This window comes from Dyadobacter sp. CY356 (assembly GCF_021440195.1).
Classification (GTDB): Bacteria; Bacteroidota; Bacteroidia; order Cytophagales; family Spirosomataceae; genus Dyadobacter.
On the sequence record NZ_JAJTSZ010000005.1, the window covers coordinates 499,208 to 516,983 of the forward strand.

General features: G+C 40.6%; 12 protein-coding genes. 9 read left to right on the forward strand and 3 right to left on the reverse strand.

Annotation, left to right across the window (positions count from 1 at the left end; translation table 11 throughout):
• The first annotated feature begins 16 nt into the window (after positions 1-16).
• Positions 17-991 (forward strand): polyprenyl synthetase family protein, encoded by a 975-nt coding sequence (locus LXL81_RS18805; protein WP_234648304.1) that lies wholly within the window; start codon positions 17-19, stop codon positions 989-991.
• Positions 992-1,050: 59 nt separating this feature from the next.
• Complete coding sequence (locus LXL81_RS18810) at positions 1,051-1,671, forward strand: rhomboid family intramembrane serine protease (protein WP_234648305.1); 621 nt, start codon at positions 1,051-1,053, stop codon at positions 1,669-1,671.
• Here the strand turns inward: LXL81_RS18810 and LXL81_RS18815 are convergent.
• Both LXL81_RS18815 and secA read right to left on the reverse strand, forming a co-directional pair.
• Positions 1,663-2,322 (reverse strand): phosphatidylserine decarboxylase family protein, encoded by a 660-nt coding sequence (locus LXL81_RS18815; RefSeq protein ID WP_234648306.1) that lies wholly within the window; start codon positions 2,320-2,322, stop codon positions 1,663-1,665. The two genes, LXL81_RS18810 and LXL81_RS18815, sit on opposite strands and share 9 nt — an antisense overlap.
• Before the next feature lie 157 nt (positions 2,323-2,479).
• Positions 2,480-5,824 carry a preprotein translocase subunit SecA gene (gene secA, locus LXL81_RS18820; protein WP_234648307.1) on the reverse strand — a complete coding sequence of 1,115 codons (3,345 nt, stop codon included), beginning with the start codon at positions 5,822-5,824 and terminating at the stop codon, positions 2,480-2,482.
• A 433-nt stretch (positions 5,825-6,257) separates the two neighbouring features.
• Here secA and LXL81_RS18825 point away from each other — a divergent pair, with 433 nt between their 5' ends.
• From LXL81_RS18825 to LXL81_RS18835, 3 genes are all read left to right on the forward strand, one after another.
• Positions 6,258-6,488: a PspC domain-containing protein gene (locus tag LXL81_RS18825; RefSeq protein WP_234648308.1), complete on the forward strand. Its 231-nt coding sequence runs from the start codon at positions 6,258-6,260 to the stop codon at positions 6,486-6,488.
• 150 nt (positions 6,489-6,638) lie between these two features.
• The gene (locus LXL81_RS18830; RefSeq protein WP_234648309.1) at positions 6,639-7,817 is read left to right on the forward strand and encodes an acetyl-CoA C-acyltransferase; all 1,179 of its coding nucleotides are present in this window, start codon (positions 6,639-6,641) and stop codon (positions 7,815-7,817) included.
• A gap of 352 nt (positions 7,818-8,169) precedes the next feature.
• Positions 8,170-9,297: an acyltransferase gene (locus tag LXL81_RS18835; RefSeq protein WP_234648310.1), complete on the forward strand. Its 1,128-nt coding sequence runs from the start codon at positions 8,170-8,172 to the stop codon at positions 9,295-9,297.
• Positions 9,298-9,317: 20 nt separating this feature from the next.
• On the opposite strand, the gene LXL81_RS18840 is transcribed toward LXL81_RS18835, so the two are convergent.
• On the reverse strand, positions 9,318-10,436 hold the full coding sequence (locus LXL81_RS18840; RefSeq protein WP_234648311.1) for an alpha/beta hydrolase: 1,119 nt from the start codon (positions 10,434-10,436) through the stop codon (positions 9,318-9,320).
• 232 nt (positions 10,437-10,668) lie between these two features.
• On the opposite strand from LXL81_RS18840, the gene LXL81_RS18845 reads away from it, so the two are divergent.
• The 4 genes from LXL81_RS18845 (at position 10,669) to LXL81_RS18860 (ending at position 17,696) form a co-directional block, all read left to right on the forward strand.
• Positions 10,669-11,673 (forward strand): glycosyltransferase family 2 protein, encoded by a 1,005-nt coding sequence (locus tag LXL81_RS18845; protein WP_234648312.1) that lies wholly within the window; start codon positions 10,669-10,671, stop codon positions 11,671-11,673.
• Entirely contained in the window at positions 11,670-12,803 is a 1,134-nt protein-coding gene (locus LXL81_RS18850; protein WP_234648313.1) for a glycosyltransferase, read from the forward strand. The genes LXL81_RS18845 and LXL81_RS18850 overlap by 4 nt, the downstream gene beginning before the upstream one ends.
• A 21-nt stretch (positions 12,804-12,824) precedes the next feature.
• The gene (locus tag LXL81_RS18855; protein ID WP_234648314.1) at positions 12,825-15,728 is read left to right on the forward strand and encodes a putative Ig domain-containing protein; all 2,904 of its coding nucleotides are present in this window, start codon (positions 12,825-12,827) and stop codon (positions 15,726-15,728) included.
• Between the two features lie 150 nt (positions 15,729-15,878).
• Positions 15,879-17,696 (forward strand): acyl-CoA dehydrogenase family protein, encoded by a 1,818-nt coding sequence (locus LXL81_RS18860; protein WP_234648315.1) that lies wholly within the window; start codon positions 15,879-15,881, stop codon positions 17,694-17,696.
• Positions 17,697-17,776 lie beyond the last annotated feature (80 nt).

Below are 17,776 nucleotides of genomic sequence, written 5' to 3' on the forward strand. Positions count from 1 at the left end.
TAGTAAAAAGCCACGAATGACAACGATAGAAAATCTGCTGCAAACCCTGCAAACTGAAATAGAACAAACTTCTTACGGAGAATCTCCTGCTGAACTTTACGAACCGATTCGTTACATCATGGCACTGGGCGGGAAACGCTTTCGCCCGCTTTTGACATTATTATCCGCATCGCTATACACGGATGACTGGAAAAGTGCTTTGAAACCCGCCATAGCCGTTGAAGTTTTTCACAATTTCACTTTGATGCATGACGATATTATGGATAAGGCTCCGCTTCGCCGGGGAAAACTTACCGTGCATGAAAAGTGGAATGCCAATACTGCAATACTTTCGGGTGATGTAATGCTGATCAGAGCTTATGACTTTTTGATCGATATAAAAAAAGAAGATCTGAGAAATGTGCTGGTACGTTTTAACCAGACAGCCGCGGAAGTTTGTGAAGGACAACAGCTCGATATGAATTTCGAAACGCGCTGGGATGTTACAGAAGACGAGTATCTCAACATGATACGGCTCAAAACGTCCGTTCTGCTAGGCTTTGCGCTTGAATTAGGTGGAATCATTGGCGGCGCAGATTCAGAGGCAACAAAACTGCTATATGAAGCCGGCGAAAGTATGGGGATCGGTTTTCAGTTAAAAGACGATTTACTGGATGTTTACGGAGATCCGGAAAAGTTTGGAAAACTGGTGGGCGGAGATATCATTGCCAACAAGAAAACATTTTTACTTATTGAAGCTTTAACCAAAGCTGAGGGAAAAACAGGCGAAGCACTAAACAAATGGATTTCTGCTGAAACTTTTGACAAAGAAGAAAAAGTAGCCGCCGTGCGAGGAATATATGATACCTTGGGTATCCGCACGCTGACTGAACAAAAAATTACAGAATATTTTGACAAAGGAATTGATTGCCTGGAAAGGCTGTCTGTTGACGCTGAAAGGAAAAAAATATTACTGGGTTTTGTCCGTCAATTGGTTGAGCGGGAACAATAACCTGTGGTTGATAAAGTTATTAACCACCAGATTTTACATTTAAATTATCAAAAGAAATTATGTCAATAACCCTCATATTAATAATTATAACTGCCGGTATCAGTTATTACGCATTTAATAATTCGCTTGTCATGGACAAACTGATTATGAATCCATACAGAGTTAGCAAACGAAATGAATATTACAGATTTATTACGTCAGGTTTCATCCATGCAGATTTTGGGCACCTCATTTTTAATATGCTTAGTTTATGGTTTGTAGGAGAAGGTATCGAAAGACTTTTTAACATGCTTTTTGGACCAAGCGGAACGGCTTACTATTTGTTTTTATACATTGTTGGTATAATCGTTTCAGATATTCCTACTTTTTTGAAACATAAGAATAATTCCAATTATAATTCACTCGGAGCTTCGGGAGGCGTTTCTGCGGTGCTTTTTGCAGCATTTCTGTATGCACCGTTAATGCAGGTTTGTCTTTATTTCTTTATCTGTATGCCCGGATTTATCTTCGGAATCCTCTTCCTGAGTTACTCGATTTATGAAGGACGCCGTGGCAGAAGTTATGTCAACCACAGCGCCCACATCTATGGTGCTATTTTCGGATTGGTATTTATGGCCGTTGTTTATCCGGCAGCGGTACCCGGCTTTTTCCAGCAAATTGCAACCTGGCGGTTATTTTAATTCAGCAAGCACTGTAATACTGCCAACCGTTTTATCCTGAAGGTTAACTTTTATTTCTGCATCGAGCGGTAAGAAAATATCAACACGGGAGCCGAATTTGATAAAACCCATTTCGGTTCCCTGTTCAACTTTATCACCTTCTTTTATATACCAGCGTATACGGCGCGCTGCTGCTCCTGCAATCTGACGGAATAAAACTTCAACACCCGACGAAGTTTCTGTCACCACCGTAGTACGCTCATTTTCCGTACTTGATTTTGGATGCCACGCTACCAGATACAATCCCGGGTGATATCTGAAATACTTGATTATTCCACTCACCGGATTCCAGTTTACGTGCACATTGATCGGTGACATAAATATGCTGATCTGGCGTCGTGGGCCTTTAAAATATTCATTTTCTACTACTTCCTCAATCACAACCACTTTTCCGTCACAGGGAGCAATAATCTGGCTTTCACTTTTTGATACAACCCGTGTAGGTACGCGGAAGAATTGTACAATAAGAAAAAAAACAAATATACTGGCAATCAAAGCGATTCTCGGGATCCAATATCCTTCGGGAAGCAGCATATGTATGCCCACATTAATCAGAATCAATACAATGGCGGCGATTGCCATGATCGTGTAACCTTCTTTATGAAGTTTCATGAAAGGGGAATTTCGTTTACTCTTTGTCTTTAAAAATACAAATATCGTATAAATCTTGATTTTACACGTATCAAAAAGCCTTGCCGATCTAATTTAGAAAGGCAAGGCTTTTTGTTTTTAAGCTATATATTCTCTTCGTTAAGCCTGATGCGTATCATTATTCAATAACAACACACTCACCATTTTTAACTTCCTGCTCAACTTTTTTGTATTTAACATCACGTAAAACACGTCCGTCGCGGTACTGAACTGATACTTTCTGATTACGGTCCGCGATTTTATCCACTTTGATTGGCTGAGCCTTGGTAGTAGATTCCATCTGACGTGCATATTCATTTGGACCATCCAGGTCTGCATCAAAATCTTCTTCACGATTCGTTTGAAGCACAGGTGCCGGGGCAGGACGTCTCACAGTTTGCTGAACAGCCGTTGCCGGAGCAGCTTCTTCCTGTGGAATATCCGCCTTCATCAGGAAGGAAACCATATCGAAGTTAACTTTGCTAAGGAAGCGTTTGAAAAGCTCAACCGATTCGAATTTGTAGATCAGCAAAGGATCTTTTTGTTCAAATACGGCATTCTGAACCGACTGTTTCAAATCATCCATTTCACGAAGATGCTCTTTCCATTCCTGATCGATCAGCGAAAGAACAATCGCTTTTTCCATTTCATGGGTAATCTCATGGCCGCCGTTTGCAAGGGCTTTTTTAAGATTTACGACGATACCAGTCTGACGTATTCCATCACTGAATGGAATCATAATTTCGGTGATCGTAGCACCACGCTCTGCATGTATCGATTGCAGAATTGGCAACGCTTTTTCTGAAATCTGATGATTTTTATCCTGATAATGTTTTTCGGCAGCTTCGTAAAGACGCTGTGTTTTTTCCTGAGGTTTCAGTGAAACATTGTCATTTTCGCTGAAAGGAAGTTCAATTCCTAACGTTGTGATTGTTGCCAGGTCAAGTTCTGAATACGTTCCTGCGTTGGCAACAACTTCTTCACAGACATCAAAAAGTGTATTGGCAATATCAACAGCCAGACGATCTCCGAACAATGCATTCCGGCGACGTGTATAAATGGCATCACGCTGATAGTTCATTACGTCATCATATTCAAGAAGACGTTTACGCATACCAAAGTTATTTTCCTCTACTTTTTTCTGAGCACGTTCGATTGATTTGGTGATCATGCTGCTCTGGATCACTTCACCTTCTTCCAGGCCCATTTTATCCATAACCTTCGCCATACGGTCGGAACCGAAAAGACGCATCAGGTTATCTTCCAATGAAACAAAGAACTGAGAAGATCCGGTATCCCCCTGACGACCTGCGCGACCACGAAGCTGTCTGTCTACACGGCGACTTTCATGACGTTCTGTACCAACAATCGCCAAACCACCTGCTGCTTTCGCTTCCGGCGTTAGCTTGATATCCGTACCACGACCAGCCATGTTGGTAGCAATCGTTACAGTACCTGGTTTACCAGCTTCTGCAACAACTTCTGCTTCTTTCTGATGTTGTTTCGCGTTCAATACCTGATGTGGTATTTTGCGAAGCGTAAGCATACGACTGATGATTTCAGAGTTTTCAACCGAAGTAGTACCAACAAGTACCGGGCGACCAGCTTCCACAAGTTCTACAATCTCATCCGTAAGCGCATTGTATTTTTCACGAACCGAACGATAAACTTTATCTTCATGATCCTTACGGACCGCAGCTACATTGGTAGGAATTGAAACTACGTCCAGTTTATAAATTTCCCAGAATTCACCTGCTTCCGTTTCAGCCGTACCCGTCATACCAGAAAGTTTGTGGTACATACGGAAATAGTTCTGAAGCGTTACCGTAGCGTAAGTCTGCGTCGCATCTTCAACGCGAACATTTTCTTTTGCTTCAATCGCCTGGTGAAGACCGTCAGAATAACGACGACCATCCATGATACGACCAGTTTGCTCATCAACGATCTTAACTTTTTGATCCATGATCACATATTCCACGTCTTTTTCAAAAAGTGTATATGCTTTCAAAAGCTGATTGACTGTATGGATACGAGCTGTTTTTACAGAATAATCACGAATTAACGCCTCTTTCTGAATAACACGTTCCTGCTCATTTAAAGACTGTTCTTTTTCGATTTTGTCCAGATCAACCGCAATATCCGGCAGGATAAAGAAATTGGTCTGCTCAGATTCACCGGTAAGGAAATCAATCCCTTTTTCGGTTAACTCGATGCTGTTATGTCTTTCGTCAATCGTGAAATATAGAGGAGCATCAGCCTGAGGCATCAATTTCTGGTTTTCTGCCAGATAAATGGACTCAGATTCCTGCATCAATTGTTTGATACCAGACTCACTCAAATACTTAATCAACGGCTTGTATTTCGGCATACCACGATGGGCACGGAAAAGCGCAAGCGCGCCTTCTTTTTTGTCACCTGCGGCAATTTTTTTCTTTGCTTCATTCAGCAAATCCATTGCCAGTTTTTTCTGTGCTTCAACGATTCTGGAAACACGAGGTTTCAATTCAAGATATTCCTGTTCGTCACCACGTGGCACAGGACCACTGATAATCAAAGGCGTACGTGCATCATCAATCAAAACTGAATCGACCTCATCCACCATGGCGTAGTGATGTTTACGCTGAACTAGCTCTTCAGTGGTGCGTGACATATTGTCACGCAGATAATCAAAACCGAATTCGTTGTTTGTTCCGTAGGTAAGATTTGCCTTGTATGCGTTACGGCGTTCGTTCGTATTCGGCTGGTGGCGGTCGATACAATCTACGCTCATGCCGTGGAATTCAAAAAGAGGGGCATTCCATTCCGCATCACGTTTTGCCAGGTAGTCATTCACCGTTACAATGTGAACGCCTAATCCTGCAAGCGCATTAAGAAACGCAGGCAACGTAGCCACAAGCGTTTTTCCTTCCCCCGTAGCCATCTCGGAAATTTTTCCCTGATGCAAAACCACACCACCAATCAGCTGCACATCATAATGCTGCATATTCCACTTGATCGGCTGGCCAATCACATCCCAGGTACTGCTCCAAACAGCTTTATCACCATTGATCACAACGTTTTTCTTCTTCGTTGCTACTTCACGGTCAAAGTAAGATGCAGTCACTTCCAGACTTTCATTATCCTTGAAACGGCGGGCAGTATCTTTAACAATCGCAAAAGCTTTTGGAAGAATATCCAGCAATACCACTTCAAGTTGTTTATTACGATCCAACTCAAGTGCATCGATTTTCTTGAAAATCGCCTCTTTGTTATCAACGTTTGGTTCAGCAGCCGCTTCCTCTCTTAAGGTTACGATCTGATCATCAATCGGTTTTAATTCAGAAGCAATATGTGCTTTCAGTCCTTCTGATTGCGCTCTAAGTTCATCGTTGGACAAGGAAGCAAGTTTCGCGTATTCTGCGTTGATCAGGCCGACGTAAGGAGTAAGTTCCTTTAAATCGCGCTCTGCTTTCGTGCCGAATAGCTTCGAAAATATTTTAAACATGATAGTATAGGTATTGTGAATCGTTCAATTTTATTAAAAAATATCAAGCCTGAATAGCCCAAAATGCCAGATTGTCAGCTATTCAAATCATTTTTCAACTACAAATGTAATTTATTGCGCATAGTAATCAGCAACATATTAGATAATCCTAAGGGTATTTTAATGTTTTTTCTGAATTCCTCAAACGATTTCATGCTAGCATTCTTCTGTTTACTATCATCTATCAAACGAAACAAATCGCTGCTATCAGACACAAGTGTCCTGATTTTTGTTGAAAATATTTTGAAAAATCCCCCGATCGCTGACCGTTCTTTATTCCTCATCAAATACAACCACTTTTCATTTCCTTAAACCATTCATATAGATTAATAACAACTACTATGTATCACCTAGTACCTTTGAATCAACAATAACAAATAAAACGAACATAGCCATGAACAATAATAGATTATTCCGCGACGTAAACAATAAAGTAATCAGTGGTGTAGCAGCAGGTATCGCCGAGTATTTACAAATAGATGTAGTAATTGTCAGAGTACTGTTTGTGATGAGTTTCTTTATTCCTTCACATTTCCCGGTATTCATTTTTTATATCGTGTTGTGGATTGCAATGCCTAAAAAAGTCAAAGCAATTGATCACTTTAACAATCCGGTCGCACATTAAGGCCTTCATCAATCTAACACCATGCAGGACCGTCGGAATAAAACTATTCCGACGGTTTTTTGTTTTGTATATAATTCTTAATTTTACGATAGTATGCCTGCATACTAATTTTCATTTTTGAATTTAGCTGATACATTAACCGATAAATCTATGGATGCATACATTGTTGCCGGCTACCGCACTGCGGTTGGAAAAGCTACACGAGGTGGTTTTCGTTTTACCCGGCCAGACAATCTTGGTGCTGATGTCATTAAATATATTTTAGAAAAAATACCTCAGCTTGATCCTGAAAGGGTTGACGATGTGATTGTCGGCAATGCAGTTCCGGAAGCGGAGCAAGGTATGCAGATGGGAAGATATGTAGCACTGTTATCTCTTCCAAAAAGCGTTTCCGGAATCACGATCAACCGCTATTGCGGTTCTGGTGTGGAGGCAATTGCTATGGCTTCTGCCAAAATTCATGCAGGCATGGCCGATTGTATCATAGCGGGAGGTACAGAATCTATGTCACTCGTTCCGACCATGGGCTGGAAAACTGCTTTAAATTTCGAAATCGCCCAAAACCATCCGGATTATTATCTGAGCATGGGATTGACTGCGGAACAGGTTTCCAAAGACTTCAATATCAGTCGTGAAAAGCAGGACGAATTTTCATTTCAATCGCATCAAAAAGCGTTACGTGCTCAAAAGGAAGGTTGGTTTGATAGTGGAATTGTGCCTGTAAAAGTGCAGGAAACTTATTTTGATCCGATTTCAGGCAAGAAAAAAATAAAAGAAACAATTGTTGATAAAGATGAAGGGCCACGTGCGGATACAACACTTGAAGCTTTGAATAAATTAAAACCGGTATTTGCCGCAGGCGGTTCGGTTACAGCCGGAAATTCGTCCCAAACATCTGACGGTGCTGCTTTTGTTGTGGTAATGTCTGAAAAAATGATGAATGAACTGGGTCTGAAACCGATTGCGCGCATGCTTTCCTATGCCACTGCCGGAGTTGATCCAAGGATTATGGGAATTGGGCCAGTGGCAGCTATACCAAAAGCATTGAAACAGGCAGGGTTGCAGCTGGCAGATATCGAGCAAATTGAATTAAATGAAGCTTTCGCCGCACAATCATTGGCGGTAATTCAGGAGCTTGGCATTAATCCGGAATTGGTCAATCCAAATGGTGGTGCCATTGCGCTGGGGCATGCCTTAGGTTCAACAGGGGCTCGTCTTTCAGTTCAGCTTTTTAACGAAATGGAGCGGAGAAACCAGAAATATGGTATGGTGACGGCTTGCGTTGGCGGCGGACAAGGTGTTGCAGGTATTTTTGAAAAATTAAATTAAGACCGTTTAATAAATTATAGTGACATACATTTTGTCATCAGGAAACTGTTCAGCTTTTCCTGATGACATTTTTTTGTCTGAAAACAGTGGAAAAGCCCTTCTGCTTCAATCACGTTTTGCATTGGCGAATACATCCATTCTTAAATTATTCGATTACTTTGCTCATAAATTTCACTTCAATAGAAAATATTCTTTTTGATTGATTTTAATGGTATTCGACGACAAACAGAATATTTTCTATTTCTAAAATCATATAAAACCAATAAAATTTATAGTTGCCGAACCTTTCAAATATCGGTTATCACCAATCTTATACTTATTTTACGCACACCGAAATAATTCAACACCCCTAATGATTAACATTTTTTTTCCTCCCAAGGAATTAATAAAGACTTCCGAGAAGATCGACATTATTCAGGTCCTTCGCGGAATTGCAGTAATTATGGTCATTGTTTTTCATTTTAAAGACGTTATCAAACCCGGTGAATTTCTTAAAAAAGAGCTTGACTTTTTATTTGACTCAGGAGCGGCCGGTGTTGATCTTTTTTTTGTAATTAGTGGATTCATAATGGTTTTCGTTACCAAAAAATCGGCAGGCGGAATACGATCTGCCAGAAATTTTCTCATCAAAAGAATTCTACGAATCTGGCCTTTGTATATTATTTCAACGGTGGCTTATGCAATCATCGTCGCACCGGTAATAGAAAATATATCTCTTGATATCGCAACGAAGATCCTGAAAAGTATTTTCTTTATTCCATTAAGCTATCTTCATCCTCCATATTTCGGCTATGCTTACCTTGGTGTGGGATGGAGCCTTAATTACGAAATGTATTTTTACGTATTGATCGCAATTTCCTTACTATCAGGAAAATACCGGTGGTTTGTTTTTCCGGTACTTATCATTTCAACACTAATAATTATTCCATTAGCTTTTGGAAACCTGACATTCCGGCCTCTGGAAACACCTAATTATGGCTCGTTATGCATTAATTTGATCACCAATCCTATTATTTGGGAGTTTGTCTATGGGGCAATTATCGGGCTGCTTTATATTACACCGGCTACTGCCAGGATTTTTCACGGCATTTTTCAATCACGAACAGTTATGATCACGGTTGTTGTTTTAGTGATGTGGCAGTATTTTTCCGGATTTTATGGAGGACATGGCCCATTCTACTGGGGACTTTCCATGGCTTTTCTTTTTATGGCACTTGTTTTTTATAACCGGGGAAGATCAATAAAATATCCGACATGGCTTGTTTATCTGGGTGATATTTCTTTTTCGGTTTATGTTTGGCATGTTCCTATGGCAGTTTTTATTACTCACTTTTTTGAAGCACTCTCAGTACCTTTGCTTTCCACGGGCACGCCGGCGTTTTTCCTTACGCTTTGTCTCACACTTATTTTTTCCCACGTTTCTTATCAATTATTGGAAAAGAAATTACATTCTTTTCTTGCAGCAAAACTTAAAGTCTAAACCGGCCTTCCAGTCATTGCTTAGTTTATTTTCTTGTCAGAAATGACCGTGTACTTTTCAGAGACAATCTGCCGGTAATCTTTTTTCCAAAAACGTTTTACAAATAAGGCATAACGCTGTGAGATATATGCGTCAGGAAAACTTAATAAATGTCCGGTTTCCTTTTCATAGTTAAGTTCAAACGGCACATTGAATTTTACCAGTGTATCGGATGTAGCTTTCGCACCGGATATTACAGGATAGGAAGAACAAAAGAACAGCGGTCCGTTTTCGTAAGGCAAAACATTATCCCCGGTTCTTTGAAAAAATATAGTTGGCTTTGCCGTAACCGCCGAAAAGCTGCTGCCTTTCAGCAAACCATAGCCCAAAGAAGTAAGCAGTGCTCTCAATTTAAATCTTTTGGCAGTTTGATGCGGATCCAGCGCACCCAATAATTTGACAATCCCGGGATGTAAAACTTCAAAATCAGCTTCTTTGGTGTATGCGAGCGCAGAAATTGTAATGTTGCCTGCACTGCTGCCCGCAAGAAATATCTGGGATACATCGATTCCCAGCGTTTCGGCATTGCTTGTAAAATAAAACAAAGCAGCGTAGGTGTCCTGAACTGCGCGGTAAATTGTTCGTATAAGTTCCTGCTTATTACTTCCGCAAATATTGGATTCACTACCTCCGGCAAATCCAAGACGGTAATTTATAGAGGCAGTGGCAAATCCTTTTTGTGCAAAATATTTCGCTTTTCCCATCTCATTATCCAGCGTTCCATAAATAAAGGCGCCTTCATGGACAAAAAGTACAAACGGCCGCTTTTTAAGCGTATCCTGAGCTGGTGCGAGAAACGAAAAATCCAGATTAATTGCTTTACCGGTATAGTCATTGGCTTTGTTATAAACACCCGTTTTTCCCGCCAAAGCCGATTCAGGAAAAATATCTACATCTCCGAACCGTGCAGAACTTCCAAAAATACTGTCTGATTTATTGAGTGATGCAAAAGCGGTTGTATCAGGAAAAGGGAAAGCAATGGTATCCAGGGGATCCGTGGTACCTCCATCAGGATCAGGCTGGCTTTTGGAAGCGCAGGAAACTAAAACAAAAGTTGATATTGATATTATGACAAGCCGGATACAAATTTTATAAAGCATTAAGAATATGCGTTGAGCAAATACGTGCTGGTTAAAACGGAAAATTCCCCGGGTAAAAGTACTACTGAAAGCTAAGATTATTTCATAACAGAAAATAGAATACATATTAAATTTCCGGGTCAGGTAACCGATGGATAACAAAATTGCTAATTTTATTGTCTCTTTGCCGGATTTGCTTGTCTTCCAGATAGAATCTTTATTTTTGCCATATTAAACTATACGCCGCTTATTCATGGATGTGTCCATTATCATTATCAATTACCGTACTCCGCAACTTATTATCAATTGTTTAAAATCAATATACCAGTATACATCCGGCGTCACTTTTGAAATAATTGTAGTTGACAATGATCCTGAAAATGGGGGAAAACATACCGTATTGAGCCAATTTCCAGATATCAACTGGATAGATATGGCCTATAATTCGGGATTTGGGCGAGCCAATAATGAAGGAATGAGGGTTGCAAAAGGCAGGTATTTTCTGATTTTAAATGCAGATACACTGGTTACTGATAATGTAATAGGCCGTTGTCTGGAAAAAATGGAGAAGCAAAAAGACATTTCAGCCGCGGGTGCCTTGCAACTTTATGCAGACGGAAGTCCAATGCCATTTTATAAAAGCTTTAACGAATTTCATAAAACGTTTTTTATTTTACCTCCAAGCGGAATTATTGACCGCATTTTAAACAAATTATATCCCGAGCCTGAGTATAAAAATGACGGTCAGTGCGACTGGCTCGTAGGTGCTTTCGTTTTTGTCAGACGCGAAGCAGCTGAACTTTCCGGCAGATTTGACGAAGATTTTTTTATGTATGGTGAAGATGTGGAATGGTCGGGCAGATTGGCAAAACAGGGTAAATTATGCTATTTCAAAGATTGTACTTTCATTCATCTTGAAAACGATAATCCTTTCCGCAGGACCAGCATTTCATGGATCAATCGGTTCAGTACACAAATGCAGGTTTCCAATATGCTTTGGTTAAGAAAACAATATGGCGTTGGCGCATATCTGCTGATGATATTGCATTATGTTTCTATGATACCGGTACTTTTCCTATGGAAGATGCTTTTAAATATTAAACAGAAAAAAAATCCTTTCGGGCATCTAAAGACGCAGATTATTTTTACACGTAAAACCATGGTTTTACTGCATTATTTCTGGCCGACACTTTTTGCCAAAAAGCATTTATTCAAAATAAAACCTTCCGAAAATATAGATTTACTCACCATCTCATGAATGTTAGCCAACGAAAAAAAATACTTTTTTTCACCCCGTACGCCACGCGTACCGGCTCTGAAATGCTCATTTATTACATCCTTAAATATTTAGACCGAAGTAAGTTTGAGGCCGGGCTGGTTTCATTTGCAAAGGGAGAATTAATTAATGATCTGCCCGCTGATATTCCTGTTTTTATCGCTCCCGGCAGCTTTTCTTTTTCTCAGAAAATTGCTTTTCACATGGGATTTCATCCGATCCACAGAGCAATTAAAAAAATATCCAAGGACTTTCAGGCTGATCTTTGGTACGTAAACACGATCATGCTGACAGATGTTATCAAGATTGCAAATGAACTGCACGTTCCTGTTATCTCTCATATTCACGAACTTTCTGCCATGTATTCGCAGGTGAGCAGTCCTGATTTTGAGACGGTAATAAAAAATTCCGATCTGCTTGTAGGCTGTTCTGATATTGTTTGCACTTGTCTTAAAGAATCAGGAGGAAAAAGCGTTAAACGGTTATATCCCTTTGTGGATCTGGATGAGATTGTACCTGATCAGGAAAAAGTCCGTAAAATCAGACAGGATTGGGGGGCAGGGCCAAATGATTTTGTCTGGATGATGTCCGGGACCTCATCGGAACGTAAAGGATTTGATTTATTGCCGGACATTGCCATGCAGATTCCTGAAAACGCCAGAGTACATTTGGTATGGGTGGGAAGTCTGAGTCAGGATGGTTTGGTATATTGGACAAAAAAACGCTGTGAACAGCTAAAAAACGTCAAAGTTCATTTTACCGGTCCACAAAAAGAAAATTACTATTCTTACATGGAAGCCGCAGACGGATTTATGCTCACTTCCCGGCAGGAACCTTTCGGTATGGTTTTAGTTGAAGCTGCGTGGTTAGGAAAACCAATTGTATCTTTCGCAAGCGGTGGCCCTACCGAGTTTTTAACACCGGGACTTGGTACCCTTGTACCGAATCTGGACATTCCGTTATTTGCAGAAAGTATATTGCAATGGAATCATAAAATATCAGGTTTTGATAAGGATTTCTCCCGCCGGAAAGCACTGGCATTTAGCGTTGAGCAAGGAGTATCTCAGTGGCAGGATATTGTTGAAAACTTCACAGCAGATAAGAATATTTAAGTTAGTAAATCTGAGTATGATATGAATGAATTTCTGGTTTTCTGGGTTCCGCTCAGAAAAGTTACTGTGGCGATCATCGGGTTTATTTCTCTTTTAATTCATTTCAATTCATTTGGGACTGTTTTACAGAAAAACTCTGCGCGTGTGGAGGCTGTGGATACGCAGCGGTATCTGGCTTTGTTACTTCTGAATATTTCTGAAAATGAAACGCAGGGACCAGAACTGGATCTTATCAGAATGGCCAAACAGTATGGTTTAAATACGGTTTACCTTACTGTATCATGGGATAAAGTTTATCTTAATTCTCCAACAGACACGCCAAAATGGACCCGGTTCGATGACCAGGTCAAGCTGGCTACAAGTCTTGGAATGAAAGTGGCAATCCGCATTCACCTGGGCAGGCATACCACGCGCTATGAAAACTTTTGGAAACCACAGAATGGAGCTATTGACAATTTTGGCAAAATACTTAATTCCGGATACAAGGACACATCCTTTGGGTTTGATCAGCAGGATATTGTCAAAAAAGGCATTGATTTTGTGAAGGAAGTTACACAACGCTACAAATATCTTCAGACCCAGAAAAGCTTACTTTTTATCGCAGTTACCAATACACCTACACAGGAAGCAGGCTACCCGGCCTGGAACCTTGCCGACGAAAAAGAAAAACCTGCTGCGTTTGATTATTCTCCAACCATGATATCAGGTTTCCGTACATGGCTTAGCACAAATTATAAAAAAATTGACCGCCTGAATTATCTGTGGGGAACATCCTTCAAATCATTTGATCAGGCCTATGCACCAACAGCCAATTGGGATCCATTTTTCTCTTTTGGACAGCGCGCCGGAAAAGACTGGTATTTATACAGACATCTTGTATTGAAAAATTATATCAATCAAATGATCGATGCTGTAAAATCTGTTGATAGTTCTATTAAATATTTATCCGATTTCGGCTCAGTTTATGATAATGCATCTGCAAGCAGAGGAACGCTGGCTTATAAAGATCTGAGTGAAAAGGCGGATGGTATCAAATCCAATGATGACCCTACGGCTGATCATCATTTTTCAATGGATATTTTGAGAAGTGAGGCTCCCGCCGATTTTATAGTAGGAAATGAGGCGTTTTACAATTCGACGCTGGGAGCTGGGGTAACCGGCACTCAGATCAATGAAAATTTTTCTAACGGAGCCAATTTCATCTCCGTACTTGTTTCTACAACAACGGATATGCAGGTACTGGAATCTACGATCAGACAGGCCGGTACACGCTGGCTTAACACGCCTATGCAACCGGTCACTTACAGAGATTCAACCGGTTACCGGCTTTCTTCCGCAGTTGAAAAAGGAGGTTCGCAAAATGTAATATTTAACGACTGGTCAAAAAAGGCTTATGCCAATCCTGCCAGCCCAAAGCCGGTTCATATCAAACTAGTCGAAGATTTATTGTCTGCTGAATACTGGGTGGATGCGTCCAATCATGCACCTTACGTTTTCAGGCCGATCCCGATGCAGATTATTGCGGTTAATAAGGATTTCGCTTTCAGACTTCCTCTTGATACATTTTCTGATGGTGACGGTACTATTGTGAGCACGCGCGTCGGCGCATTACCAGCGTGGCTTAAATTTAACGCCGGCCAATTGACAGGCCGGCCAACTGCATTAGGTGATTTCAGAATATTGGTTCAGGGTGTGGATGACGAAGGTGCTACCGCTGACGCTTATCTTACAATCCGTGTGGATAGCAAGGATAATACAAACAAACCGCCAACGGTCAGCAGCAATTTCTCAAACCTGAAAGTTGCTGTTAATGAGCCTTTTACTTTCACTGTTCCAAAAACAGCTTTTGTAGATAGCGATGGAACCATAGCAAAAGTGGAAGCAAGTGAATTACCTTCCTGGCTCACATTTTCAAATGGCATTCTTACAGGCCGGCCAGCAGCAACCGGCGATTACAGGATTTCATTTAAAGCATATGACAATCAGGATGCTTTTGTAGAAATATATTTCAACGTGCAGGTTGTCGAGCCTCAGTTCCTGAATAATCTTCCATATATCACAGCTACATTTCCTGATAAATATGCCCAGGTAAATCATCCGTTTACTTTCATTTTACCTTCTGATATTTTTGCTGATAGCGACGGTTATATCTCATCGATTTCAGTACAAAACAGACCGTCCTGGCTGGATTTTTCGCTCAATGTCTTTTCCGGAACACCAACCGAAGAGGGTGAATACCGGTTAATCATCAGAGCTTATGACAATTCAGGCGGTTCCGTGGAAACGGTTTTGGTGATTAAAGTGGAAATTCCACAGATTCGTTTTGAAATAGTAAAAGGGGGACGTGCAGTTGACCAAACCGTTATCCGATCACTAAGTGGAAATGACGTGTTGGCCTACGAGGATCTGCCGTCTTTATTAAATATTTATGCATACGGCAATTTCGAGTATGATCAGGTCAGTTTCAATTTGAACGGCCCCTATCGAAAAATCTCCACAACTTCGAAATTTCCCTATGCATTGTTTGAAGGAGAAACCGGATTTGCGCCATATGTTGGGCGATATACATTAACAGTGATAGCCTCTAATAAGGATTCCGCTGTTGTTACAAATTCAATTCAATTCAGTATTTCGTCAGGCGATTCTGTCAATATCACTAAAAATATAACGGAATGGCAATTTTATCCGAACCCTGTTCAGGATATTTTTAATTTCAAATTACCTGATAACTCTGCGCTGGATCAGTATCAATATTCCATCGTTTACAGCACCGGACAGCGTATGCCGGTTTCAACCGGAATTACCATTCAGGATAATCTTGTTAACATGGATTTGACAAGGATGGGACTTACTTCGGGCATCTATTATGTTCGGGTAGAGTCTGATGGAAAACTTGTCAAACAGTTCCGGGTTTTCAAAAAATAAAACTTAAAATTGTTTAAAAATATCTTCCGTTTTTCTTATTAGTATGCTTGCATAATATTAGGAAAGAGAATATATTTGTTAAAAAATAAATAGTATGCTTGCATACTATAATTGATTTACGATTTGTAAATAATAAAAATATCAATCATTATGGCTGTTGCAGAAGATAAAAAAACGTCGATTAAGGGAGGGGAATTTTTAATTAAAGAAACACCCGCATCACAGATTTTTATTCCGGAAGAATTTAACGAGGAGCAACAAATGATTGCCGATACCTGTCGTGATTTTCTGCGCACAGAAGTTTGGCCAAGACTGAACGAAATAGACCAGGCAAAAAGTCCTGAGCTGATGTCGTCGTTGATGGATAAAGCCGGTGAACTGGGTTTGATGGGAACGGTAGTGCCAGAAGAATATGGCGGATTTGGAATGAATTTTAATACCTCCATGCTGGTAGCAGAAGCAACCGGCGCGGGAAATTCATTTTCCGTTGCACTTTCAGCACACACCGGCATCGGAACTTTACCGATCGTATATTATGGAAACGAATCTCAAAAAGCACAATATCTTCCAAAACTTGCTTCGGGAGAATGGAAAGCAGCCTACTGTTTGACTGAGCCAGATTCAGGATCGGACGCAAATTCGGGAAAAACAAAAGCAAAACTGAGCGAAGATGGAAAACATTATATCATCAACGGTCAGAAAATGTGGATAACAAATGGTGGTTTTGCTGATGTTTTTATAGTTTTTGCCAAAGTAGTAGATGCGGGCGGACAAACGGATAAAAATTTATCTGCTTTCATTATAGAAAAAACCTTTGGTGGCATAACGATGAATGAGCCGGAGCATAAAATGGGAATCAAAGGCTCGGACACACGCCAGATTTTCTTTAACGACTGCGCAGTTCCTGTGGAAAACATGCTTTCTGAACAAGGAAATGGTTTTAAAATTGCTGTAAATATTCTGAATATCGGCCGGATAAAACTGGCAGCTGCTGCACTTGGGGGATCCAAACAAGTGGCCCGGCAAGTGATTAATTATGCCAATGAGCGCAAACAATTCGGCACTTCCATTTCGAATTTTGGCGCTATAAAACATAAATTGGCAGAAATGGCCGTTCGTATGTTCACGACCGAATCTGCTGCTTACCGAGTTGGTCAAAACATTGATGATTTGATCATCACCCTGAAAGAAAAAGGTTTATCGGATGCTGATGCAAAACTCAAAGCGCTCGAAGAGCTGGCAATTGAATGTGCGATCATGAAAGTGCATGGCTCCGAAGTGCTGGATTATGTGGTGGATGAGGGCGTTCAGGTTTATGGTGGAATGGGTTATTCTGCCGATGCGCCAATGGATCGCGCTTATCGTGACAGTCGTATCAACCGCATTTTTGAAGGAACCAATGAAATCAACAGGCTTTTGGTTTTTGATATGCTTTTAAAACGCGCCATGAAAGGCCAGCTCGATTTGATGGGCCCGGCCATGGCAGTTGGAAAAGAGATCATGTCCATTCCTGATTTTGGTTTCGATGAAGACGAAACGCTTTTTGCAGCAGAAAAGAAAGTGATCAGAAATTTGAAAAAAGCGGTTTTGATGGTAGCCGGTGCTGCCGTTCAGAAATTTATGACCAAACTATCCGACGAACAGGAAATTATCATGAATCTGGCCGATATGGTTATTGAAACCTATGTGGCTGAATCTGTTTTGCTTCGTGTAGAAAAAAGGATTGATTTACTTGGAGCAGAGGCCAACACGCTGCAAAAAGATATTGCCCGGATATATTTGAATGAAGCCGTTGAGAAGGTAAATATTGCTGGAAAATCAGCCATTACCAGTTTTGCTGAAAGTGATGAACTGCGTGTCATGCTAATGGGTTTAAAACGTTTTACTAAAATTGAGCCATTGAACCTTAAAGACGCACGTCGCCGGATTGCAGACGCGCTGATTGCCAAAAATGATTATATTTTTTGATATGGCCTTTCAAGCCGACGAATAAAAAAGAATTTTATTAACCTAGCTAACTTACTTATTCAAGAAGAAAACCAGATGAA